Origin of the sequence: Streptomyces sp. NBC_00252 (genome assembly GCF_036187565.1) — a bacterium.
GTDB lineage: Bacteria > Actinomycetota > Actinomycetes > Streptomycetales > Streptomycetaceae > Streptomyces.
In genome coordinates, this window is sequence record NZ_CP108087.1 from 5036305 (window position 1) to 5058745 (window position 22441).

A 22441-nucleotide genomic window follows, 5' to 3' on the forward strand; every position below is an offset into this window, starting at 1 on the left:
TCATACAGACAACACGCAGCAGGAAGCGCGCAAAAATGGCCCCCACCCGAACCCGGGCGGGGGCCATCTCACTGCTCTGCTATGTCACCGGACGTCAGCCGTTGCGCTTCCAGCGCGGCTTGTCGTCGCGGCGGCCGAAGGAACCGGTGCCGGTGCCCGTGCCGGTCGTGCCGCGGTGGCCCGGACGGTCGTGGCCGCCGGTGCGGAAGCCGGGGCGGTCGCCCTGGCGGTCGCGGTTGAACGGGCGGTCGCTGCCCCGGTGACCGGTCGCGGGACGGTCGTCGCGACGGTAACCGCCGGACGCGGGACGGTCGTTGCCGCCGCGGTCGTCGCGACGGAAGCCACCGGAGGGGCGGTCGTCACGACGGTCGAAAGAACGGCCGCCGCGGTCGCCGTCACGGCGGTCGTTGCCACCGCGGTCGTCACGACGGAAACCACCGGAGGGGCGGTCGTCACGACGGTCGAAAGAACGGCCACCGCGGTCGCCGCCACGGTCGTCACGACGGTCGCTGTTGAAGCCGCCCGAGGGACGGTCGTCACGGCGGAAACCGCCACGGTCGTTGCCACCGCGGTCGTCGCGGCGGAAACCGCCCGAGGGACGGTCGTCGCGGCGGAAGCCACCACGGTCGTTGCCACCGCGGTCGTCACGGCGGAAGCCACCGGACGGGCGGTCGTCACGACGCTCGAAGGAACGGCCACCACGGTCGCCACCCCGGTCGTCACGACGGTCACGGCGCTCGTAGTTGCCGCGGTCGTCACGCTGCTGGCGCGGACGGTCGTAGGAAGAGGACTCCTCGCGGACCGGCGCGGGCTCCGCGGCGACCGCCTCGGCGGCGGCCTCCACGACGGCTGCGGCCTCGGCGACCGCGGCCTCCGGGTCGTCGCCCCGCTCGCGCGCGGCACGGGCGATCAGGCGGTCGGACTCCTCGCGCAGCTCGGCGGCGCGACGCGTGGCCCGCTCCAGCTCCTTGGTGAGCTGGGCGACCTCGCGCTCGGCCTGCTGCGCGGCGTCACCCGCCGACTGGGCCTGGACCTCGGTCATCGAACGGGCGCCGGTGATCTCGGCGACCTCGGGCTCGAAGGCCGTACCGGTGTTGATGATGTGCCGCCCGGCGTCGACGCCCGCGTCCTCCATCAGCCGGAAGATCTGGCGCCGCTGGTGCGGCAGGGAGAGGGACACGACGGTGCCCGTACGACCGGCACGCGCGGTGCGGCCCGCACGGTGCAGGTAGTCCTTGTGGTCGCCGGCCGGGTCCACGTTCAGGACCAGGTCGATGCCGTCGACGTGGATACCGCGGGCGGCCACGTCGGTCGCGACGAGCGCGTTGACGTAGCCCTCCTTGAAGTCCGCGAGCGTCCGGGTGCGGGCGCCCTGCGTCATGCCGCCGTGCAGCGCGTCGGCCTTCACGCCGGACTCGCGCAGCTGCTCGGCGATGCGGTCGGCGCCCAGCTGGGTGCGGACGAAGATGATCGTGCGGCCCTTGCGGGAGGCGATCGCGGCGGTGACCGGCGCCTTGTCCTTGGGCTTCACGATGAGGATGTGGTGGGACATCGTCGTGACGTTGCCCTGCGCGCTGTCGACCTCGTGGGTGACCTCGTCGGTGAGGTAGCGCTTGACGAGGGTGGAGATCTCGTTCTCCATCGTCGCCGAGAACAGCATGCGCTGGCCGCCGGCCGGGATCTGGTCGAGCAGCTCGGTGACCTCGGGCAGGAAGCCCAGGTCGGACATCTGGTCGGCCTCGTCGAGGACGGCGATGCGCACGTCCTCGAGGGAGCAGGCGCCGCGGTTGATGATGTCGCGCAGGCGGCCCGGGGTGGCGACGAGGACGTCTACGCCGCGCTCGAGGGCGTAGATCTGGTTGCCCATGGACGTGCCGCCGCAGACGACCTTCATCTTCAGGCCGAGGACGTCGCCGTAGGGCTGGAGGGCGTCGGCGACCTGCATCGCCAGCTCGCGGGTCGGGGTGAGGATGATGCCGCGCGGGCGCTTCTTCTCGGTGCGGCCGCCGGACAGCGTCGCGAGCAGCGGCAGACCGAACGAGAGGGTCTTGCCGGAGCCGGTGCGGCCACGGCCGAGGATGTCCTTGCCGGCCAGGGCGTCCGGGATGGTCGCGGCCTGGATCGGGAAGGGGGCGGTCACACCGTTCTGCGCGAGCTTGCGCACGATGCCGTCGGGGAGGCCGAGGGACGCGAAGGTGACCTCGGGAGCCGCCTCGGTGGTGGCCTCCACGGTCGTCTCGACGTCTTCGGTGCCCTCGTTCTCGGGCATGACGATGTGATCAGTACTGGAAATGGACATGCGAATGCGAAACCTTCCGGAGTCTCCGTCGGCACGCGCCCGTCAACTCCGTGATTCGCTATCGACCGCCTCAATGCGGTCCGCCACGGCAAGGGAGAGTACGCGCCACACGGCGCGCTCTGCAGTGGCGCCGGGCAATGGGATCAAACGATCTACCACCATACGCACCCACCACCCCCCGAGGCAAACCGACCTCGATTGACGTGCGTCACAACCGTTCCTACGCCGGTGATCCGGCCGCCGGCGCCGGTTCACGGTCGACCAGCTGCGGTACGGGGTCCTCGTGCGCGGAGGACGACGGTTCCGCCACGGTCGGCTGCGCGGACGGCGACTGCTGGCTCGGCGAGGGGTCCGGGGGCGGCGGGGTCCGCGTCGGGGTCGGCTGCGGCGCGGCCGTCGTCGGCCCGCCCGGCTTCTGACTCGTGCCGGGTCTGGGCGCCTTGGACGCGGTCGGGCTCGCCGCACCGCCGGGCGCGGACGGCGAGGCCGAACCCGACGCGGACTCCCCCGGTTTGGGCTTCCCGTGCCCGTGTTTTCCGTCACCCCCGGACCCGCCGAACCCGATCCCGCCGCCCGGCACCCCCGAACCGCCGTCGGGCGCCTCGCCGGCGTGCTGCCCGGCGGAGTGCGAGGGCTTGGCACCGCCGCCCGCGTCGTCGCCCACGCTCATGCAGCCGGCGGCAGCGGCGACGACGGCGACCGCGGCGGCCAGACGGACGGGTACGTACATGGGGCGCACGGGGCCACCTCCGAGGCGGAAAAAGGGAGTCCCCCTCTCAACTCCCACCGCCCACCGGAAGACACGCGTCCGACCGCCGCCGCCCGTTCCTGGCCGGAGAACACCCCTTCCCGCCCCGACACCGGCCGGAAGCAGCCGCTACGACGACCACCCCTGTCCCCAACTGCCCACCTCCGCACCCCACTTCACCCCGCTCCCGCGCGCATAGGAAAGGCCCGTCCCTCCGCCGCCGCCCCGAACCGGCGTTCGTCCCCGACAATGGGCGTGTGCTGGAAATGACACGCGAGGCGTTCGAAGAGCTGGTGAGCGAAGCCCTGGACCGGATCCCGCCGGAGCTGACGCGGGTCATGGACAACGTGGCGGTGTTCGTCGAGGACGAACCCGACCCGTCCGACCCCGAGCTGCTCGGCCTCTACGAGGGCACACCGCTCACGGAACGCGGCGAGTGGTACGCCGGCGTCCTCCCCGACCGCATCTCGATCTACATGGGCCCGACGCTGCGCCACTGCGCGACCACCGAGGAGGTCGTCCACGAGGTCGCCGTCACCGTCGTCCACGAGGTCGCCCACCACTTCGGCATCGAGGACGAGCGCCTGCACGAACTGGGCTGGGGCTAGACGCTCCGCTGAGCGGGCGGGTCTTTGACTGCGCGTCGGTGGGGGCAGGCGCCGAGTGGGCAGTTCTTTGGCTGCACGCCGGTGGGGCAAGGCGCTGAGTGCTCGGTTCTTTCACCGCGCGCCGGCGGGGCGAGGCGCCGAGTGGACAGCTCTTTGACTGCACGCCGGTGGGGCAGGCGCTGAGTGGACGGTTCTTTGGCTGCGCGTCGGTGGGGGCGAGGCGTTGAGTGGGTAGTTTTTTGGCTGTGCGTCGGTGGGGGCTGGTCGCGCAGTTCCTCGCGCCCCTTTGGGACACGGGCCCCGGGGGGCGTGCCCCGTTCACCCGCGCTGGTCAGTCAGCGGCGCTTCGCTGAACAGGGGCCTGTCCCGCCCGCATACCCTTGCCCAGCCCTGGGCATACGGGACCAATGGCCAGCGTCCCCCTCGCAGCCCTGAACCGCCTCCGCCGAACCCGGCACGCCCTGATCCGCCGGTACCGCAGCAGCCGTCCCCGCCCCACCGTCGAACTCGTCCCGCAGCCGCACCCCTGGGCCCGCGCCCTCGGCCTCGTCATGGTCGTCATCGTCGGGGCCTGGCTCGGCCTGCTGATCGTCGGCGACGTCCGGGCCCAGGTCGGCCCCATGGACACCACGATGACCCTGCGCCCGTCCCTCACCGGCGGTACGAAGATCAACGTGTCCCCGCTCGGCGCCCTGTCCCTGGACAGCCACCACGCCCCGGTCCGCCTGGACGTCAACGTCGACCAGCTCGACCCGGAACGCTCCCAGTCCCTCGTCGACCACCCCGAGCGCATCTCCGGCCTCCAGGACGAGGTCGCCCGCGACGTGGAACACGGCACCCTCGACCTCGCCGTACGGTCCTGCACGGCGGTGGTCCTCGGCGCCACGACGCTCGGCCTCGCGATCTACCGCCGCCCCCGCCGGGCCCTCGCGGCGGGCGGCCTGGCCCTGACCCTCCTGGCGGCCTCCGGAGCGACGGCGTACGCGACCTGGAACCCCAAGTCGATCCTCGAACCGAAGTTCTCCGGCCTGCTCTCCAGCGCCCCGTCCCTGGTCGGCAACGCCCGCAACATCGTGACCGAATTCGACGTCTACCAGCAGGAGTTGGCCCGCCTGGTGACCAACGTGACCAAGCTCTACGACGTCACGTCGACGCTCCCCGCGTACCAGCCGGACCCGACCACGATCCGCATCCTGCACGTCTCGGACATCCATCTGAACCCCGCGAGCTGGAAGATCATCGCCTCGCTGGTGGAGCAGTACAAGGTCGACGTGATCGTCGACACCGGCGACACCATGGACCACGGCACCACCGCCGAGAACGGCTTCCTCGACCCGATCGGCGACCTGGGCGTCCCCTACGTCTGGGTCAGGGGCAACCACGACTCCCTCGCCACCCAGCGCTACCTCGAACACATCAAGAACGTGCACGTCCTGGACGAGGGCCGCGCGCAGACGGTCGCGGGCGTGCGCTTCGCGGGCATCGGCGACCCCCAGTTCACCCCGGACCGCTCGACCACCACGGGCGCCGACAACTCGGAGGAACTCGCCGGCGACCAGCTCGCCTCCGCCCTCCGCGACCAGCGGGCCGCCGGCACCCCGGTCGACATCGCCCTCGTCCACGAACCGTCGGCCGCCCGCCAGACCGACGGCGAGGTCCCCCTGGTCCTGGCCGGCCACCTCCACCACGAGGGCACCGAGGTCATGAAGCACGGCACCCGGCTGCGCATCGAGGGCTCGACGGGCGGCAGCGGCCTGCGCGCGGTCGAGGGCAAGTACCCCGACCCCATCGAGGCGTCGATCCTCTACGTCGACCGCGACACCCGCCGCCTCCAGGCCTGGGACGAGATCAAACTCGGCGGCCTCGGCCTGACGACGGCGGAGGTGAGCCGCCACCTCCCGAAGGAGAACCTCCCGGGCGCACCCCAGTCGCCGAGTCCGTCCCCGAGCCCGTCGCCGAGCGGAACCCCGAGCGGGACCTCGACCCGGTCTCCGAGTCCGCCCCGGACGCCCTCCCCGAGCCCCTCCCCACCGGCCCCGTAAACCGTTTTGGCGATACCTCCCGCCATCCCATATGCTTCTCACGTCCCCGACGCGCTGAGAAGCGCCCAGGCGGGCCGATAGCCCTCATCGTCTAGCGGCCTAGGACGCCGCCCTTTCAAGGCGGTAGCACGGGTTCGAATCCCGTTGGGGGCACGCAACACCGTGTGCGACACTGGCTCTCGCCAGTTCGCGCGCAAAGCTTGGTCCTGTGGAGCAGTTTGGAGTGCTCGCCACCCTGTCAAGGTGGAGGCCGCGGGTTCAAATCCCGTCAGGACCGCTGAGGTTCCGCAAGGAATCTCGTGGCTGGGTAGCTCAGTTGGTACGAGCGATCGCCTGAAAAGCGATAGGTCGCCGGTTCGACCCCGGCCCCAGCCACCGGATCGAAAGCCCTGTCCCACCGGGACGGGGCTTTCGTCGTGACCGGACGACACAGGGTGGGGCGCGATGGGCCAGGACACCGACCTGGAGAAGATACGGGCGCGGTACGGACTGCTCGCGGTGGTGGGCAGCAACCTCGCGATCACCGCGGTGGCGATCTTCGGCGTATGGCGGCTGAACGGCGACCGCGCGGTGATCGTGGGCGTCCTGACCTCGGCCTTCACGGCGATGGCGGGCCTGACGACGGCGTACCTGGGCATCAAGGCGGTGTCGAACACGGCGCAGTCGATGTCCAAGGAGGCCGGCAGGCAGCAGGACGCCGAACGCCAGCAGCAACAGGACGCCGGCACCGGATCGAGCGCGGGGCCTCAATAGTCAGCCCGCGCGACGGCGGCGCCCACCCCGGACAATTGACCCGGGACAATTCATTCGCCAGGAATTTCGCCGAGGTGAGATCCTTGACGGCGTATGTCTACGCACCCCGCCTCCGCACCCGGCGCCCCGTCACCCGGCGCCCCCGCCCTAGGTGACCTCGCCCCCCGCCTGACCGAGCTGACCCTGCGCGACGCGCACCGCCTCGGCCGCAGGCTCGAAGGCGCGCGCAGGATCCGGAAACCGGAGGCCCGCGCCGCGGTCCTCGCCGAGATCGAGACCGAGGTCGCCCGCGGCGAGGAGCGGATGGCCGCGCGACGCACCCGTATCCCCGCCGTCTCGTATCCCGAGCAACTCCCGGTCAGCCAGAAGAAGGCCGACATCGCGGCCGCGATCCGTGACCACCAGGTCGTGATCGTCGCGGGCGAGACCGGCTCGGGCAAGACCACCCAGATCCCGAAGATCTGCCTCGAGCTCGGCCGCGGCGTCCGCGGCATGATCGGCCACACCCAGCCCCGCCGCATCGCCGCCCGCACGGTCGCGGAGCGCGTGGCGGAGGAGATGGACACCCCGCTCGGCGAGGCCGTCGGCTGGAAGGTCCGCTTCACGGACCAGGTGAACCCGGAGTCGACGTTCATCAAGCTGATGACGGACGGCATCCTGCTCGCCGAGATCCAGACCGACCGCGAACTGCGCGCCTACGACACGATCATCATCGACGAGGCCCACGAGCGGTCCCTCAACATCGACTTCCTGCTCGGCTACCTCGCCCAACTGCTGCCCAAGCGCCCGGACTTGAAGGTCGTCATCACCTCGGCGACCATCGACCCCGAGCGTTTCTCCCGGCACTTCGGCGACGCCCCGATCATCGAGGTGAGCGGCCGGACGTATCCGGTGGAGGTGCGGTACCGCCCGCTGCTCGAAGACGACTCCGAGGACTCCGACCGCGACCAGATCACCGCGATCTGCGACGCCGTGGAGGAGCTTCAGGGCGAGGGCAAGGGCGACATCCTCGTCTTCCTCTCCGGCGAGCGCGAGATCCGCGACACGGCGGACGCGCTGACGAAGAAGAACTACCCCCGCGCCGGAGGCGCTAATGGGCAGGGCATCGAGGTCCTCCCGCTCTACGCCCGCCTCTCGCACGCCGAGCAGCACCGGGTGTTCCAACAGCACACCGGGCGAAGGATCGTTCTGGCGACCAACGTCGCCGAGACCTCGCTCACCGTCCCGGGCATCAAGTACGTTATCGACCCCGGCTTCGCCCGGATCAGCCGCTACAGCCACCGAACGAAGGTGCAGCGGCTGCCGATCGAGGCGGTCAGCCAGGCAAGTGCCAATCAGCGCAAGGGGCGTTGCGGCCGTACGTCGGACGGCATCTGCATCCGGCTGTACTCGGAGGAGGACTTCGAGGCCCGCCCGGAGTTCACCGACGCCGAGATCCTGCGGACGAACCTCGCCTCCGTGATCCTGCAGATGACGGCGGCCGGTCTCGGTGAGATCGAGAAGTTCCCGTTCATCGACCCGCCGGACCACCGCAACATCCGCGACGGCGTCCAACTCCTCCAGGAACTGGGCGCGTTGGACCCGGACGAGAAGGACCCGCGCAAGCGCCTCACGCAGACGGGCCGCAAGCTCGCCCAGCTCCCCGTGGACCCAAGGCTCGCCCGCATGGTCCTGGAGGCCGACAAGAACGGCTGTGTCCGCGAGGTCATGGTGATCGCCGCCGCGCTCTCCATCCAGGACCCGCGCGAGCGCCCGGTGGACAAGCAGACCCAGGCGGACCAGCAACACGCCCGTTTCCGCGACGAGTCGAGCGACTTCCTCGCGTTCCTCAACATGTGGCGGTACATCCGCGAGCAGCAGAAGGAGCGCGGCTCCTCCGCGTTCCGCCGCCTGTGCAAGCAGGAGTACCTGAACTTCCTCCGCATCCGCGAGTGGCAGGACATCTACAGCCAACTCCGCACGGTGGCCAAGCAGATGGGCATCCAGTTCAACGAGGAGGACGCGGCCGAGCACAGCGTCCACGTCTCCCTCCTCGCCGGGCTGCTCTCGCACATCGGCATGAAGGACGTGAAGGACGGCGCGAAGAACGAGTATCTGGGCGCCCGCAGCGCCAAGTTCGCGATCTTCCCCGGCTCGGCCCTCTTCAAGAAGACCCCGCGTTTCGTCATGTCGGCGGAACTGGTCGAGACGTCCCGCCTCTGGGCCCGCGTCAACGCCAAGATCGAGCCCGAGTGGGTCGAGCCCCTCGCCGGCCACCTCCTGAAGCGGACGTACAGCGAACCGCACTGGGAGAAGGACCAGGCAGCCGTGATGGCCTTCGAGAAGGTCACGCTCTACGGCGTCCCGATCATCGCCCAGCGCAAGGTGAACTACGGCCGCATCGACCCGGAGGCGTCCCGCGAGCTGTTCATCCGCAACGCGCTGGTCGAGGGCGACTGGCGCACCCACCACAAGTTCTTCGCCGACAACCGCCGACTCCTCACCGAGGTCGAGGAGTTGGAGCACCGCGCCCGCCGCCGGGACATCCTGGTCGACGACGAGACGCTCTACGACTTCTACGACCAGCGGGTGCCCGAACACGTCGTGTCCGGCGCCCACTTCGACTCCTGGTGGAAGCACAAGCGGCACGAGGAGCCCGAACTCCTCGACTTCGAGCGCTCGATGCTCATCAACGAGCGCGCGGGAGACATCAGCAAGGCCGACTATCCCGACTCCTGGCACCAGGGACGGCTCAAGTTCCGGGTGACGTACCAGTTCGAGCCGGGCGCGGACGCGGACGGTGTCACGGTCCACATCCCGCTCCAGGTCCTCAACCAGGTCACGGACGAGGGCTTCGACTGGCAGATCCCGGGCCTGCGCGAGGAGGTCGTGACGGAACTGATCCGCTCCCTCCCGAAGCCGATCCGCCGCAACTACGTCCCGGCCCCGAACTTCGCCCAGCGCTTCCTGGCGACGGCGACCCCTCTGCAGGAGCCCCTGACGACGACGATGGCGCGCGAGCTGAAGCGCATGGTCGGAGTCCCCTTCACCGCCGACGACTTCGACTGGTCGAAGGTCCCCGACCACCTCCTGATCACCTTCCGGATCGTGGACGAGCGGCGCCGCAAGATCGCCGAGGACAAGGACCTAGAGGCGCTGAAGGTCCGCCTGAAGCCGAAGGCACGCCAGGCCATCTCCCAGGCGGCCGCGGCGACGGCCGAGCGCGAGGGCGGCGAGTCCCTGGAGCGCAAGGGCCTCACCGACTGGACGATCGGCACGCTCACCCGCGTCTTCGAGACCCGCAGGGCCGGCCAGCCGGTGAAGGCGTACCCGGCGCTGGTCGACGACGGCGACACCGTCTCCGTACGGCTCTTCGACACGGAGGAGGAGCAGGCGGAGGCGATGTGGAAGGGCACGCGCCGGCTCATCGTGCGCAACATCCCGGTGAACCCGGCGAAGTTCGCGTCCGAAAAGCTCACCAACGCGCAGAAGCTCGCCCTGTCCGCGAATCCGCACGGTTCGATCCAGGCGCTGTTCGACGACTGCGCGCTCGCGGCGGCCGACAAGCTCATCGGCGACTTCGGGGGCCCCGCGTGGGACGAGGAGTCGTACCGGAAGCTCTACGAGAAGGTGCGTGCCGAGATCGTCGACACGACGGTCCGCGCGGTGGGCCAGGTCCAGCAGGTGCTGGCCGCCTGGCAGGCCTGTGAGCGCCGTCTGAAGGCCGCGCACAGCCCCGCGCTGCTGCCCAACCTCGCGGACGTACGAGCCCAGTTGGACGCCCTCGTGAAGCCGGGCTTCGTCACGGCGGTGGGGATACGCCGCCTGCCCGACCTGATGCGCTACCTGGTGGCCGCCGACCGCCGCCTCCAGCAGATGGCGACGGGGGTCCAGCGGGACACCACCCGCATGGAGAAGGTCCACGAGATGCAGGACGAGTACGCCTGGCTCCTGGAACAACTCCCCCAGGGCCGCCCGGTCCCCGCCTCCGTCCGGGACATCCGCTGGATGATCGAGGAGCTCCGGGTCAGCTATTTCGCCCACGCGCTCGGCACCGCGTACCCGGTCTCGGACAAGCGGATCGTGAAGGCGATCGACGCCGCCGCACCGTAACAACGCCTGCACACCGAGTGAGTTCGACCAGGCGGGCCCCCCTCCTGTACAGTCTCATCTCGCAGCACAACGCACCATCAAGTGCCGCGAAACCAGGTCCTGTGGAGCAGCTTGGAGTGCTCGCCACCCTGTCAAGGTGGAGGCCGCGGGTTCAAATCCCGTCAGGACCGCACGTGATCGACAAAGGCCCGTATCTCTTCGGAGACACGGGCCTTACTCGTGCGCCCGTGTCCGTGCGGAGGCTCTTCGACGCCCGCCCCCACACGCGGACGGCGCCCTTGACGCCGCTCCACCCGCCAGGTACCCAGAAACCAGGCCCCGTTCCACACAGGGCCGCGGAGGTGGCACATGGCGGCTTCGGTCAGGCACGAGACGCGGGCGCTGCTCCGTGCGCACCTGGCGGCCGCCACCTCGTACCGCCACGCGACCCGGCACTGCCCGATCTGCCACCGCCTCCTGCGGCTGGCGTTGGACTCCCCGCCGCCCCGGGAGCCGGAGGACGAGCCGCAGAGTCAGTCCTCTTAGCGCACATAGGTCAGAGGCAACAAGCCATCTGGCATGTGACGGGTGTCACCGCATAAGTTTTTGAAACGTCGGAACTTACACCTCACCTACAACTGGTCAATTTAATATGTGCAATTGCACCCCCACGAGGGATGGTCCACAGGAGATCCGACACCCCTCCCCAGACTCCGACAAGGTCCCTCACAGAACCCTGCGCCGGCCTCGCACGCACCCACGACCAGGCACAAAAAAGATCGCGCTGGACCCGGCGGAGTCCAGCGCGATCTACGACGCACCCTGTTCAGTTACTTCAAAAGCTTTGGGCGTGGGCCCTGTTGGGGCAGAACCCGCGTCGCTTGGAGCTGTGCTGTCGGGCGTCAGGCGGGTTGGGGGACCTGCCGATTCGCCCGTATTCAGTTGGTCAGGCTTCGCTGCGCTGCTGCGGGATGCCCGCGAGCAGTGCACGGACCTCCGCCTCGCGGTAACGGCGGTGTCCGCCGAGCGTGCGAATCGAAGTGAGCTTGCCGGCCTTCGCCCACCGCGTGACCGTCTTGGGGTCCACACGGAACATCGTGGCGACCTCAGCCGGGGTCAGCAGCGGCTCGGCATCAGGGGTGCGAGCGGTCATGAGCGGCCTCCTCGGGAGAACCGAACCTTCTCGGTTCTTTCCTCTAAATTCTGCACCTTGACCCGCGTTGCCCGAAATGGCGGACGCGAGTCGAGTCGGTTATAGGACGAACGGCTTGTCCTCGGCACTACAACTACACCATCTGTCCAACCGCGTAGGCCAAACCGATGGAATTGCCCTCCCAGGTGTCCATCAGCGACGGAAGCCGATGGACCATGCCATAGCGGACAGTCACACCACTGTGACGATCAGTCACAGGGGTGATCAGGAGTCATCCAGACCCCCCAAAGCACGCAATGCCGAGATTCCGCCCAAAGCATGACGGATGGAGTCCTCCCCGGACTCCTTGTCCTATTTTGGCATGAGGAGGGGCAAGCGGCGCAAGGCATCTGCACGTGCGGTCCGTCACGCTTGGGGGCAATCGCCCGGATCGGGACCTACGTCCCGTGTTGACGAACCGTAAGAATCCTATGCGCATCTGTTCGAAGATGTCAGCCACGTTCGAATGTGTGACAGGGGGCGATCCTCGGATCAGTTCGCCGAGCGCCGGTCCCTGACCGACCGCCAGCGCTCCACGAGCCGCCCGTACGCCTCGCCCGCCGCCGCCCCGTCGCCGGTCCGCAGCGCCTCGATGCCGGCGGCCACGTCCGCCGCCGAGTGGTCGTCCTCCAGCTCGCCGGCCGGCAGGACGTGCACCAGCCCGCCGTAGTCCAGCTCGACCAGGGACCGCGGGTGGAACTCCTCCAGCCAGCGCCCCACGTCCACCAGACCCTCGATCAGCGGGCCGTCGTCGATCGCGTCCTTCAGGGCCCGCAGCGCCCGCGCCACCCGCCGCCGCGCCTGCACCATCGGCGTCCGGTACCGCAGCATCGGCGGATCGTCCCCGGAGGCCTTGTCGTAGCGGCGCTCCTCGTCGCCGACGAGCACGAACCAGTTCAGCGGCACCTGCCAGGTCGCCGTCCGGATCCACGGCCGGGCGTCCGGGTTCCGGGCCAGCCAGCGCTCGTAGTCCTGGGTGGCCTGGTGCCGTACGAGCGGCGGGAGCACGGCGTCCAGGACCGGCGGCGGCAGCTCCTCCGCGAGGTCGCCCAGGGCCTGCCAGCCGCGCAGCCGGGTGCGCCAGGGGCAGACGCAGACCACGCCGTCGACCTCGACCACGAAGGCGTCGGCGCTCTCGTGCACCGGGACCGGGACCGGCGGGGTGGGCAGCAAGTCGGCCAGCGCGCGGCGGAGTTCGTCCTGGTAGGACGGGCGGTCCGGGCGGCGGGCGTAGCGCGTCCAGTGGCCGCGCTCCGGCTCGGGGAAAGCGGCCAGCGGCTCGTAGACCCGTAGATAGGTCGCGTACGGAACGATCACCGAGGACACCTTCTTGGGCACGCCTGCTCCCTCCCCCGCCGTCCGCCAGGAAAACCTCCGGAACCCGCTCACAAACGTGCGGGAAAACTATGCAAATCGTCGCACGGACACCCCCCTTCGGTAGGTGATCCTGAACACTGCACGGATGGCGGCCTGACGCAGGCTCTACGCTCATGCCACGGCACCCGCCACCCCTACGGGAGCCTGTCTCCAACCGCCGCTACTTACCCAGGAGTCACCACCGTGACCGACGTAGACAACGGCGTCCTGCACACCCTGTTCCACTCGGACCAGGGCGGTCATGAGCAAGTCGTGCTCTGTCAGGACCGGGCCAGCGGCCTCAAGGCCGTCATCGCCATCCACAACACCGCCCTGGGCCCCGCCCTGGGCGGTACGCGCTTCTACCCCTACGCCAGCGAGGAAGACGCCGTCGCGGACGCGCTGAACCTCGCGCGCGGGATGTCGTACAAGAACGCCATGGCCGGTCTCGACCACGGCGGCGGGAAGGCCGTGATCATCGGCGACCCGGAGCGCGACAAGACCGAGGAACTCCTGCTCGCCTACGGCCGGTTCGTGGCCTCGCTCGGCGGGCGGTACGTCACCGCGTGCGACGTCGGCACGTATGTCGCCGACATGGACGTCGTGGCGCGCGAGTGCCGCTGGACGACCGGGCGCTCCCCTGCGAACGGCGGCGCGGGCGACTCCTCCGTCCTCACCGCCTTCGGTGTCTTCCAGGGCATGCGGGCCAGCGCCCAGCACCTCTGGGGCGACGCCTCGCTGCGTGGCCGCAAGGTCGGCATCGCGGGCGTCGGCAAGGTCGGGCACCACCTCGTGGAGCACCTGCGGGACGAGGGCGCCGAGGTCGTGATCACGGACGTGCGCGCCGAGTCCGTACTGCGGATCCTCGACAAGCACCCGACGGGCGTGAGCGCCGTCACCGACACCGAGGCGCTGATCCGGGTCGAGGGGCTCGACATCTACGCCCCCTGCGCGCTCGGCGGCGCCCTGAACGACGACACCGTGCCGGTGCTGACCGCCAAGGTGGTGTGCGGTGCGGCCAACAACCAGCTGGAGCACCCGGGCGTCGAGAAGGACCTCGCCGACCGCGGGATCCTCTACGCGCCGGACTACGTGGTGAACGCCGGTGGCGTGATCCAGGTCGCCGACGAACTGCACGGGTTCGACTTCGACCGGTGCAAGGCGAAGGCCGCGAAGATCTTCGACACGACACTGGCCATATTCGCACGTGCGAAGGAAGACGGTATTCCGCCGGCCGCCGCGGCCGACCGGATCGCCGAGCAGCGGATGCACGAGGCGGCCGCCGCACGCGGACGCTGAGGTTCCGGTAAGCCCCTCGGCAGGCGTCTTCGGTACCCGTCGGCGACGACTTCGAGAGAACTCTCACGTTCGTCGGCGGGTCGCCTGCCAAGAAGTGGTTAAAATCGCGGTTGACCAGCGAGTACAGGGCACCTCGCGGGTCCTGGAGCCCGGCACGTGCTGCGGGCGACGTACCGTATGGGCGCGGGCTCAGGTACCGTGGAAGCCCTACGGACCGGTCTCTCCACGGAGAGTCCGTTCCAGATCATGAACGCGTGTCAAGACTCTGGGGCCATCGAGCCCCGTATCCGAGGGGGTCGAGCCATGGGGCGCGGCCGGGCAAAGGCCAAGCAGACGAAGGTCGCCCGCCAGCTGAAGTACAGCAGCGGCGGGACTGACCTCTCGCGTCTGGCCAATGAGCTGGGCGCTTCGACTTCGAGCCAGCCGCCGAATGGCGAGCCGTTCGAGGACGACGACGAGGAAGAAGACGACCCGTACGCTCAGTACGCGGATCTCTATAACGATGACGACGAGGACGAGGACGACGAGTCCGGTCCCCAGTCGCAACGTCGCGGTGCGTAACGCGTATCGCTTGCAGCGCGCTCACCGGTTAGATCTTCCCGTCAGCTGACTGCACCTCGCCCGGTCCGGGGCAATCAACACCGGACCGGGTTTTGTGCTGCCTGTCGTACGACTGCTGTCGCCGATCAGGCCGAGTAGTCGCCGACCATCTCCGCGCCCGTCGCGTGGTCGCCCCGCTCGGTGATCTCGCCCGCGACCCACGCCTCGACCCCGCGGTCGGCCAGGGTCTCCAGGGCCGCGTCCGTCGACTCCTCGGGGACGATCGCGATCATGCCGACGCCCATGTTGAGGGTCTTCTCCAGCTCCAGGCGTTCGACCTGGCCGGTCCGGCCGACGAGGTCGAAGATCGGGGCCGGGGTCCACGTGGAGCGGTCCACGATCGCGTGCAGGTCGTCCGGGACGACCCGGGCGAGGTTCGCGGCCAGACCGCCGCCGGTGACGTGCGAGAAGGCGTGCACATCGGTCGTGCGGGTCAGCGCCAGGCAGTCCAGCGAGTAGATCCGGGTCGGGACGAGGAGTTCCTCGCCGAGCGTGCGGCCCAGCTCGTCGATCCGCGCCTCCAGGTCCAGGCCGGCCTCGTTCAGGAGCACATGCCGGACGAGCGAGTACCCGTTCGAGTGAAGTCCCGAGGACGCCATCGCGATGACCGCGTCACCCGTGCGGATGCGATCGGCCCCGAGCAGCCGGTCGGCCTCCACGACGCCCGTACCGGCGCCCGCGACGTCGAAGTCGTCCGGGCCGAGCAGTCCGGGGTGTTCGGCGGTCTCGCCGCCGACCAGGGCGCAGCCGGCCAGCACACAGCCCTCGGCGATCCCCTTGACGATCGCCGCGACACGCTCGGGGTGGACCTTGCCGACGCAGATGTAGTCGGTCATGAAGAGCGGCTCGGCGCCGCACACCACGATGTCGTCCATGACCATGGCGACCAGGTCGTGGCCGATCGTGTCGTAGACACCGAGCCGGCGGGCGATGTCGACCTTCGTGCCGACGCCGTCCGTGGCGGAGGCGAGCAGGGGGCGCTCGAACCGCTTGAGGGCGGAGGCGTCGAAGAGCCCGGCGAAGCCGCCGAGGCCGCCGAGGACCTCGGGGCGCTGGGTCTTCTTCACCCACTCCTTCATGAGTTCTACGGCGCGGTCGCCCGCGTCGATGTCGACGCCGGCAGCCGCGTAGGAAGCACCGGGAACAGGGGTCTCAGACATTGCCTGGGATCTTTCGGGTTGGTGATACGAGGCTTCTACGGGCGACGGATCGCGTCGGCCGCGGCCGTGGCTGCCGGACCGGCCGCCAGCTCTGTCTCCAGGAGCTGCTTGCCGAGCAGTTCGGGGTCCGGGAGCTCCATCGGGTACTCGCCGTCGAAGCAGGCGCGGCACAGGTTCGGCTTGGCGATGGTGGTCGCCTCGATCATGCCGTCGATGGAGATGTACGACAGGGAGTCGGCGCCGAGCGAGGTGCCGATCTCGTCGATGGTCATGCCGTTGGCGATGAGTTCCGCGCGGGTGGCGAAGTCGATGCCGAAGAAGCAGGGCCACTTCACGGGCGGGGACGAGATCCGGATGTGGACCTCGGCGGCCCCGGCCTCGCGGAGCATGCGCACCAGCGCCCGCTGGGTGTTGCCGCGCACGATCGAGTCGTCGACGACGACCAGGCGCTTGCCCTTGATGACTTCCTTCAGCGGATTCAGCTTCAGCCGGATGCCGAGCTGCCGGATGGTCTGCGACGGCTGGATGAACGTTCGGCCGACGTAGGCGTTCTTCACCAAACCCGCACCGAACGGAATGCCCGAGGCCTCCGCGTAACCGATCGCGGCCGGGGTGCCGGACTCCGGAGTCGCTATCACCAGATCGGCGTCGACCGGAGCTTCCTTGGCGAGCTTCCGGCCCATCTCCACGCGGGAGAGATACACGTTCCGGCCGGCGATGTCGGTGTCCGGGCGGGCGAGATAGACGTACTCGAAGACGCAGCCCTTGGGCTTCGCTTCCGCGAATCGGGAGGTGCGCAGGCCGTTCTCGTCGATGGCGACGAACTCGCCCGGCTCTATCTCGCGGACGTACGCCGCGCCGCAGATGTCGAGGGCGGCGGACTCGGAGGCGACGACCCAGCCGCGCTCCAGGCGGCCGAGGACCAGCGGGCGGATGCCCTGCGGGTCACGGGCGGCGTAGAGGGTGTGCTCGTCCATGAAGACGAGCGAGAAGGCGCCCTTGACCTGCGGGAGGATCGCGTGGGCGGCCTCCTCGATGGTCAGCGGCTTGCCGTCGGTGTCGACCTGGGCCGCGAGCAGCGCGGTGAGGAGGTCGGTGTCGTTGGTGGCCGCGACGCGGGGCGTACGGCCTTCCTGCTTGGGCAGGTCGGCGACCATCTCGGCGAGCTGGGCGGTGTTGACCAGGTTGCCGTTGTGGCCGAGCGCGATCGAGCCGTGCGCGGTGGCGCGGAACGTCGGCTGGGCGTTCTCCCACACGGAGGCACCGGTGGTCGAGTAGCGGGCGTGACCGACCGCGATATGACCCTGGAGCGAACCGAGCGAGGTCTCGTCGAAGACCTGCGAGACGAGGCCCATGTCCTTGAAGACGAGGATCTGCGAGCCGTTGCTGACCGCGATTCCCGCGGATTCCTGGCCTCGATGCTGGAGGGCGTAGAGCCCGAAGTAAGTGAGCTTGGCGACCTCTTCACCGGGAGCCCAGACTCCGAAGACGCCGCAAGCGTCCTGGGGTCCTTTCTCGCCGGGGAGCAGATCATGACTGAGTCGACCGTCACCACGTGGCACGGCACCGAGTGTAGGCGAGATCGACCACTGGTCCGAATTCGGGTTACTCGCCGGTAGTGGATCACTTGTCGGCGACGGCCCGCACGATCGTGCCGTTTTCGCTGGTCAGCGTGATGGTGTCGTGATCCACTCGGTAGTCGACCCGGCCGTCGAAGAGGCCGAGCAGGGCGCGTTCGGTGCCCATGAGTGAGGCGTCGCACATCATTCGGGTGGTGGAGGGGCGGCCGAGTGTGATCTGCGCGGCACGGACGGTGGCCGTCGCGTTGACGGCGTTGCACCCGAGCCGGCCGCCGACCTTGCCGCTTTTCGCGTCGAAGGCGAGGTACGGCTTGCCCTGCACCTTCCTGGCCGTGCCGCCCGCGGTGATGCCCTGCACCCGCCAGTCGACCCCGGTGACGGGCCGCCGCGCGTCGACGGAGCCGCTGCCGGTGCCGGTGTCGGTGTCGGCCTTCTGGCTGCCGCACGCGACCACGAGCGGGACGAGGGTCAGGACGGCGAGGGTGAATCGCTGTGTGTCCATGGGGGTGGGACGGGAGGGACGCGGGGCGGGTTCCCTCCGCGCCTCTCCGAAGGGGCTCTCGGGGTCACCCCATGATCGGCAGCAGCGCGCTCAGATCCGCCCGCTCCCCGCTCGCGCTGACCTTCGCCTCTTCCACGGCGTCCTTCCACCGGGTCCGCCCGGTCGCGAGCCGGAGCCAGGTCAGGGGGTCGGTCTCGACGACGTTGGGCGGGGTGCCGCGGGTGTGCCGGGGCCCTTCGACGCACTGCACGACGGCGTACGGCGGGACGCGCACCTCGGTCGAACCGCCGGGGGCCTTCGCGGCGAGGGCGTCGGCGAGGAGCCGGGTGCAGGCGGCGAGGGCCTGGCGGTCGTAGGGGATGTCGAGGCCGGGGACGGCGGCGTTGAGGTCGTCGGTGTGGACGACGAGTTCGACGGTGCGGGTGACGAGGTAGTCGGCGAGGGGCAGCGCGCCGGCGTTGGTCTCCAGCAGCCGGGTGCCGGGGTGGGTGTCGAGGAGTTCGCCGAGGGTGCGGTCGATGTCGGCGAGGTAGGTGTCGAGGTCGGGGTGGTCCGCGGCGAGGGTGCGGGTGAAGTCGGCGATGGCCTCGGAGCTGGCCGAGGTGGCGAAGGGCCAGTCGAGGAGCACGACGTCCTGCGCGGGCGGGGCGGGGCGGTCCAGGGAGCGGTGGATCGCGGTGAGCGCCATGCCGATGTGCGCGACGAGTTCGCGTACGGTCCAGTCGCCCAGCCGTGTGGGCAGGGCGAGTTGGTCGGGCGTGAGGGTCGCCACCGCCTTCCGTACGTTCCCGAACTGGGCCTGTACCGCGAGGCGGGTCTTGGCCGGGTCGTAGGTACGCGCGCGCTTCTTGGCCGGTGGCATGGCGGTGAGCCTAATCCTCGGGCCGGGGCGGCTCACGGCGTTTTCCGGGGTCAGGCGGGTCTGCCTCTCGGGTCAGGTGGGTCTGCCTCCCGGGTCAGGCGGGTCTGCCTCCCGGGTCAGGGGGGTCCGCTTCCCGGCTCAGGCGGGTCTGCGGGCCGGTCTGTCTCCCGGGTCAGGCGGGCCTGCCTCTCGGGTCAGGCGGGTCTGTCTTCCGGGTCAGGGGGGTCCGCTTCCCGGCTCAGGCGGGTCTGCGGGCCGGTCTGTCTCCCGGGTCAGGCGGTCTGTCTCCCGGGTCAGGCGGGTTCGCTTCCCGGGTCAGGCGGGTCTGCGGGCGTAGTCCCCGAGGCCGCCCTCCACCAGGGCGAAGGCGTGCCGGGCGCGGTCGGCGGCGTCCGCGACGACCTCCTCCAGGGGTTCGCCGGCTTCGAGGCGGCGGTGGTGGTCCTCCACCAGGGCGTTGCGCGCGGCGGTGAGGGTGGCGGCGGCGATCAGGGCGAGGACGGGGTCGCCGGTCTCGTCCTTGAGCAGGTCGGCCAGCTCGCGGGCGCCCTTCTCCGAGGTGAGGTAGGCGCGCTCCATCAAGACCGGGGTCTCCATGACGAGCCGGCGGATCCGGCGCCCGAACGGCTCGACGTGCAGCCCTATCGACGGATCGCGGGTCTCGATCATCTCCAGGAACTGCCGACGCACGGCGGCCACCGCGGACTCGCCGGGCGCGCGGTCGCGGACGGCGCGAGCGGCGTCGGAGAAGTGGTCCTCGATGGGGCGGAAGACCAGGTCCTCCTTGGTCCCGAAGTAGTTGAAGACGGTCATCTTCGAGACCTCGGCCGCGTCGGCGATCTCCTGCACGGAGACCGCGTCGAAGCTCTTCTCCAGGAACAGCTCCACGGCCGTGCGGTAGATCCGCAGCTCCGTCTGGATCTTCTTGCGCTCGCGCAGCCCCATCGCCTCAGCAGCCATGACTCCACTGTACCAAGACGAATTATGATCCGGGCCGAAAAATAATCCTGGAAAAAAGATTGACTCGGTATATGCGTCTGCCTCATCGTGGTGGCATGACAGAGACCCAGCGCCGTATCGGCTTCCTCGTCTGTCTGGTGACGATCGTTCTGGCCGTCCTGGACATGCAGATCGTGTCCGCGGCCACCGTGCCGATCGTCCGTGACCTCGACCCCGCCCACGGCATCGACAAGATCCCGTGGCTGGTCAGCGCGTTCGCGCTGGCGTCGGCCGCGGTGCTTCCGCTCTACGGCAAGTTGTGCGACACCCTCGGCGCCAAGCGCGTGTTCCTGACGGCGGTGGGCGTCTTCCTCGTCGGCTCGGCGCTGTGCGGGGCGGCCCAGTCCATAGGGGAGTTGATCGCCGCGCGGGCCGTGCAGGGGATCGGCGCGGGCGGGCTGATGAGCGTCACGATGGTCGTGATCGCCCAGCTGAGAGGCCCCGGCGCGAAGGACTCCAAGGGCGCGGGCATGGGCGGGATCGTCTCCGGCGGCGGCATGGCGCTGGGCCCGTGGATCGGCGGCCTCCTCGCGGACCACGCGAGCTGGCGCTGGATCTTCTACGTCAACCTGCCGCTCGGCCTGACCGTCCTGGTCCTCGGCGCGCTCGTCCTGAAACTCCCCCGGCAGGCGCACCGGCACCGCATCGACTTCCTCGGCGCCGCCCTCGCCGCCGCGTTCTCCGCGTCGCTGCTGCTGATGACGGAGTGGGGCGGCAAGCAGTACGCGTGGTCGTCACCGCAGATCGTGGGTCTTGCCCTGGCCGCGGTGGCCGCGCTCGCCCTGTTCCTGCAGCGCCAGCGGACGGCGCCCGAGCCGATCCTGCCGCTGTCCCTGTTCCGGGTGCCGGAGCTGCGGTGGGGGTTCGCGATCCAGGGGCTGATGGGGGCGGCGATGGTGGGCGCCATGTACTACGTCATGGTTTATCTCCAGGTGGCCCGTGGCATCGCCAGCTCCTCGGCCGGCCTCTATCTGCTCCCCATGGCGCTCGGCATGACCGTGGTTGGCGTCCTCTCGGCCAAGCTCACGGAACGCGGGTGGCACGAGCGGACCTTCGCGATAGCCGGTTCCGCGATCGGCGCGGTGGCGTTCCTGTCGCTGTCCACCCTGGGCACGGACACGTCCCTCTGGCTGCTCCGCGGCGACCTGCTCCTCGTCGGCATGGGCTTTGGCCTGCTCCTCGGCCAGCTGATCCAGCTGGTCCAGGACGCGGCCCCGCGACACCAGTTGGGCGTGGCCACCACCGCCATCCGCTTCTTCCAGACCCTGGGCACGGCACTGGGCGCGGCCCTCTTCGGCACGGTGATCACCAGGCTGTACGACGGCCCCGGCCCGCTCACGGCCCTGACCGGCGCGGCGCGGGTGGCGGGGGTGCGGTCGTACGTCGACGCGATGGACACGGTGTTCCTGTGCGGGGCGGTGCTGATGGCGGCGTGCGTGCTGATGGGCCTGCGGCTGCCGAGGCACTCCGGTCCCCGGGAGGCGGCGCGGATCGTGGCCGACGTTCCCGCACCGGCATCCTCCGGAAGCCGGGGGCATTTCTGACCGTTCAGGTTCTGACCGTTCAGGTTCCAAGTGTTCAGGTTCTGAGTGTTCAGGTGGCGCGGCAGTGGTCAGAGGAACACCTGGCTTCCAGCGACCCCCGTCGCCGACCTACCGCTCGTGCCCTCCCGGCGCACCCCGCACCGCGATGACCAGGCCGCTCGACCACGCCAGGCGGACGGAGCGGAAGTCCGGGTGGGCGTCCAGTTCGGCCAACAGGCGGGTCACCGCGGCCGCGTGGGACTCCGGCCAGTCCGGCTGGGGGGTCAGGTCGTCGATCAGGTAGGTGCCGCCGGGGGCGACGAGGTCCAGGGCCCGTTCCAGGTGGGTGAACTTGCCGGGCCAGGTGTCCGCGAAGACCAGGTCGAAGGGGTCACCGGAGTACTCCTCCAGCCAGCGCCCCGCGTCCGCCGTCACGAAAGTCACCCTCGGGTCGGCGGACAGTTCCTCGCGGGCTGTCGCCTGGACGCCGGCGTCGAGTTCGACGGTGGTCAGGCGCGCGGCCCGGTCCATCCCGCTCAGCAGCCAGGCGGTGCCCTCGCCGACTCCGGTGCCGAGTTCGAGGACGCGACCGGCCGGGCGGGCCGCGGCGAGCGCGGCCAGCAGGCTGCCGGTGCGCGCGTCGCAGGACCTGGTGAAATCCGCGGCGGAAGCCGCAACACGCAGGCGGAGCAGGGCAGTTGGGGCGGAGCGCGGGGTGTCGTCCATCCGGCGATGATGCAAGCGCCGTGCCTGCCGCGCAACAGCCGTGTCGGTCGGCTGTCGGTGGTGTCGGTGCGGCGTCGGTGGCGCGTCGGTGGGTTGTCGGTCGGCGCTGGGAGCGTTCCTG

Annotated in this window: 18 protein-coding genes and 4 tRNA genes; 12 read left to right on the forward strand and 10 right to left on the reverse strand. The window is 69.9% G+C overall.

From position 1 onward, the window contains the following. Positions 1–94: 94 nt before the first annotated feature. Complete coding sequence (locus tag OHT77_RS21960) at positions 95–2299, reverse strand: DEAD/DEAH box helicase (protein ID WP_328830238.1); 2205 nt, start codon at positions 2297–2299, stop codon at positions 95–97. A gap of 220 nt (positions 2300–2519) precedes the next feature. Further along, positions 2520–3029: a hypothetical protein gene (locus tag OHT77_RS21965; protein ID WP_328830239.1), complete on the reverse strand. Its 510-nt coding sequence runs from the start codon at positions 3027–3029 to the stop codon at positions 2520–2522. 275 nt (positions 3030–3304) lie between these two features. Between OHT77_RS21965 and OHT77_RS21970 the strand changes: the two genes are divergently transcribed. The 9 genes from OHT77_RS21970 to OHT77_RS22010 all read left to right on the forward strand — a co-directional run bounded on the left by OHT77_RS21970 (position 3305) and on the right by OHT77_RS22010 (position 11067). After that, complete coding sequence (locus OHT77_RS21970) at positions 3305–3655, forward strand: metallopeptidase family protein (RefSeq protein ID WP_266770685.1); 351 nt, start codon at positions 3305–3307, stop codon at positions 3653–3655. A 407-nt stretch (positions 3656–4062) separates the two neighbouring features. After that, positions 4063–5697, forward strand: a complete 1635-nt coding sequence (locus OHT77_RS21975; protein WP_328830240.1) for a metallophosphoesterase family protein — start codon at positions 4063–4065, stop codon at positions 5695–5697. 80 nt (positions 5698–5777) lie between these two features. After that, positions 5778–5850, forward strand: a tRNA-Glu gene (locus OHT77_RS21980). Positions 5851–5899: 49 nt separating this feature from the next. Then, a tRNA-Asp gene (locus OHT77_RS21985) sits at positions 5900–5974 on the forward strand. Between the two features lie 24 nt (positions 5975–5998). Next, positions 5999–6072: transfer RNA gene (locus OHT77_RS21990), tRNA-Phe, on the forward strand. 69 nt (positions 6073–6141) lie between these two features. Further along, positions 6142–6450 carry a hypothetical protein gene (locus OHT77_RS21995; RefSeq protein WP_328830241.1) on the forward strand — a complete coding sequence of 103 codons (309 nt, stop codon included), beginning with the start codon at positions 6142–6144 and terminating at the stop codon, positions 6448–6450. 93 nt (positions 6451–6543) lie between these two features. After that, positions 6544–10542: an ATP-dependent RNA helicase HrpA gene (gene hrpA, locus OHT77_RS22000; protein ID WP_328830242.1), complete on the forward strand. Its 3999-nt coding sequence runs from the start codon at positions 6544–6546 to the stop codon at positions 10540–10542. Between the two features lie 95 nt (positions 10543–10637). Further along, positions 10638–10712, forward strand: a tRNA-Asp gene (locus OHT77_RS22005). Positions 10713–10890: 178 nt separating this feature from the next. Further along, on the forward strand, positions 10891–11067 hold the full coding sequence (locus OHT77_RS22010; protein ID WP_328830243.1) for a DUF6274 family protein: 177 nt from the start codon (positions 10891–10893) through the stop codon (positions 11065–11067). Between the two features lie 400 nt (positions 11068–11467). Here the strand turns inward: OHT77_RS22010 and bldC are convergent, their stop codons facing one another. After that, a complete protein-coding gene (bldC, locus tag OHT77_RS22015) occupies positions 11468–11674 on the reverse strand; it encodes a developmental transcriptional regulator BldC (RefSeq protein ID WP_003949541.1) in 207 nt (68 codons plus the stop codon). Between the two features lie 531 nt (positions 11675–12205). Continuing rightward, on the reverse strand, positions 12206–13051 hold the full coding sequence (locus tag OHT77_RS22020) for a hypothetical protein (protein WP_266770679.1): 846 nt from the start codon (positions 13049–13051) through the stop codon (positions 12206–12208). Between the two features lie 222 nt (positions 13052–13273). On the opposite strand from OHT77_RS22020, the gene OHT77_RS22025 reads away from it, so the two are divergent. Continuing rightward, positions 13274–14368, forward strand: a complete 1095-nt coding sequence (locus OHT77_RS22025) for a Leu/Phe/Val dehydrogenase (RefSeq protein WP_328830244.1) — start codon at positions 13274–13276, stop codon at positions 14366–14368. 303 nt (positions 14369–14671) lie between these two features. After that, positions 14672–14929, forward strand: a complete 258-nt coding sequence (locus tag OHT77_RS22030) for a DUF3073 domain-containing protein (RefSeq protein ID WP_019061825.1) — start codon at positions 14672–14674, stop codon at positions 14927–14929. Positions 14930–15054: 125 nt separating this feature from the next. Here OHT77_RS22030 and purM read toward each other — a convergent pair whose 3' ends face one another. The 5 genes from purM to OHT77_RS22055 all read right to left on the reverse strand — a co-directional run bounded on the left by purM (position 15055) and on the right by OHT77_RS22055 (position 20032). After that, entirely contained in the window at positions 15055–16128 is a 1074-nt protein-coding gene (gene purM / locus OHT77_RS22035) for a phosphoribosylformylglycinamidine cyclo-ligase (RefSeq protein ID WP_328830245.1), read from the reverse strand. A 35-nt stretch (positions 16129–16163) separates the two neighbouring features. Then, complete coding sequence (gene purF, locus OHT77_RS22040) at positions 16164–17690, reverse strand: amidophosphoribosyltransferase (RefSeq protein WP_266770673.1); 1527 nt, start codon at positions 17688–17690, stop codon at positions 16164–16166. A gap of 61 nt (positions 17691–17751) precedes the next feature. Beyond that, on the reverse strand, positions 17752–18210 hold the full coding sequence (locus OHT77_RS22045; RefSeq protein ID WP_328830246.1) for an META domain-containing protein: 459 nt from the start codon (positions 18208–18210) through the stop codon (positions 17752–17754). A 64-nt stretch (positions 18211–18274) separates the two neighbouring features. After that, positions 18275–19072 carry a maleylpyruvate isomerase family mycothiol-dependent enzyme gene (locus tag OHT77_RS22050; RefSeq protein ID WP_328830247.1) on the reverse strand — a complete coding sequence of 266 codons (798 nt, stop codon included), beginning with the start codon at positions 19070–19072 and terminating at the stop codon, positions 18275–18277. Positions 19073–19387: 315 nt separating this feature from the next. Continuing rightward, the gene (locus OHT77_RS22055; RefSeq protein ID WP_328830248.1) at positions 19388–20032 is read right to left on the reverse strand and encodes a TetR/AcrR family transcriptional regulator; all 645 of its coding nucleotides are present in this window, start codon (positions 20030–20032) and stop codon (positions 19388–19390) included. 95 nt (positions 20033–20127) lie between these two features. Here OHT77_RS22055 and OHT77_RS22060 point away from each other — a divergent pair, with 95 nt between their 5' ends. Continuing rightward, on the forward strand, positions 20128–21615 hold the full coding sequence (locus OHT77_RS22060) for an MFS transporter (RefSeq protein ID WP_328830249.1): 1488 nt from the start codon (positions 20128–20130) through the stop codon (positions 21613–21615). 108 nt (positions 21616–21723) lie between these two features. Here the strand turns inward: OHT77_RS22060 and OHT77_RS22065 are convergent, their stop codons facing one another. After that, on the reverse strand, positions 21724–22320 hold the full coding sequence (locus tag OHT77_RS22065; protein WP_328830250.1) for an O-methyltransferase: 597 nt from the start codon (positions 22318–22320) through the stop codon (positions 21724–21726). Between the last annotated feature and the right edge of the window lie 121 nt (positions 22321–22441).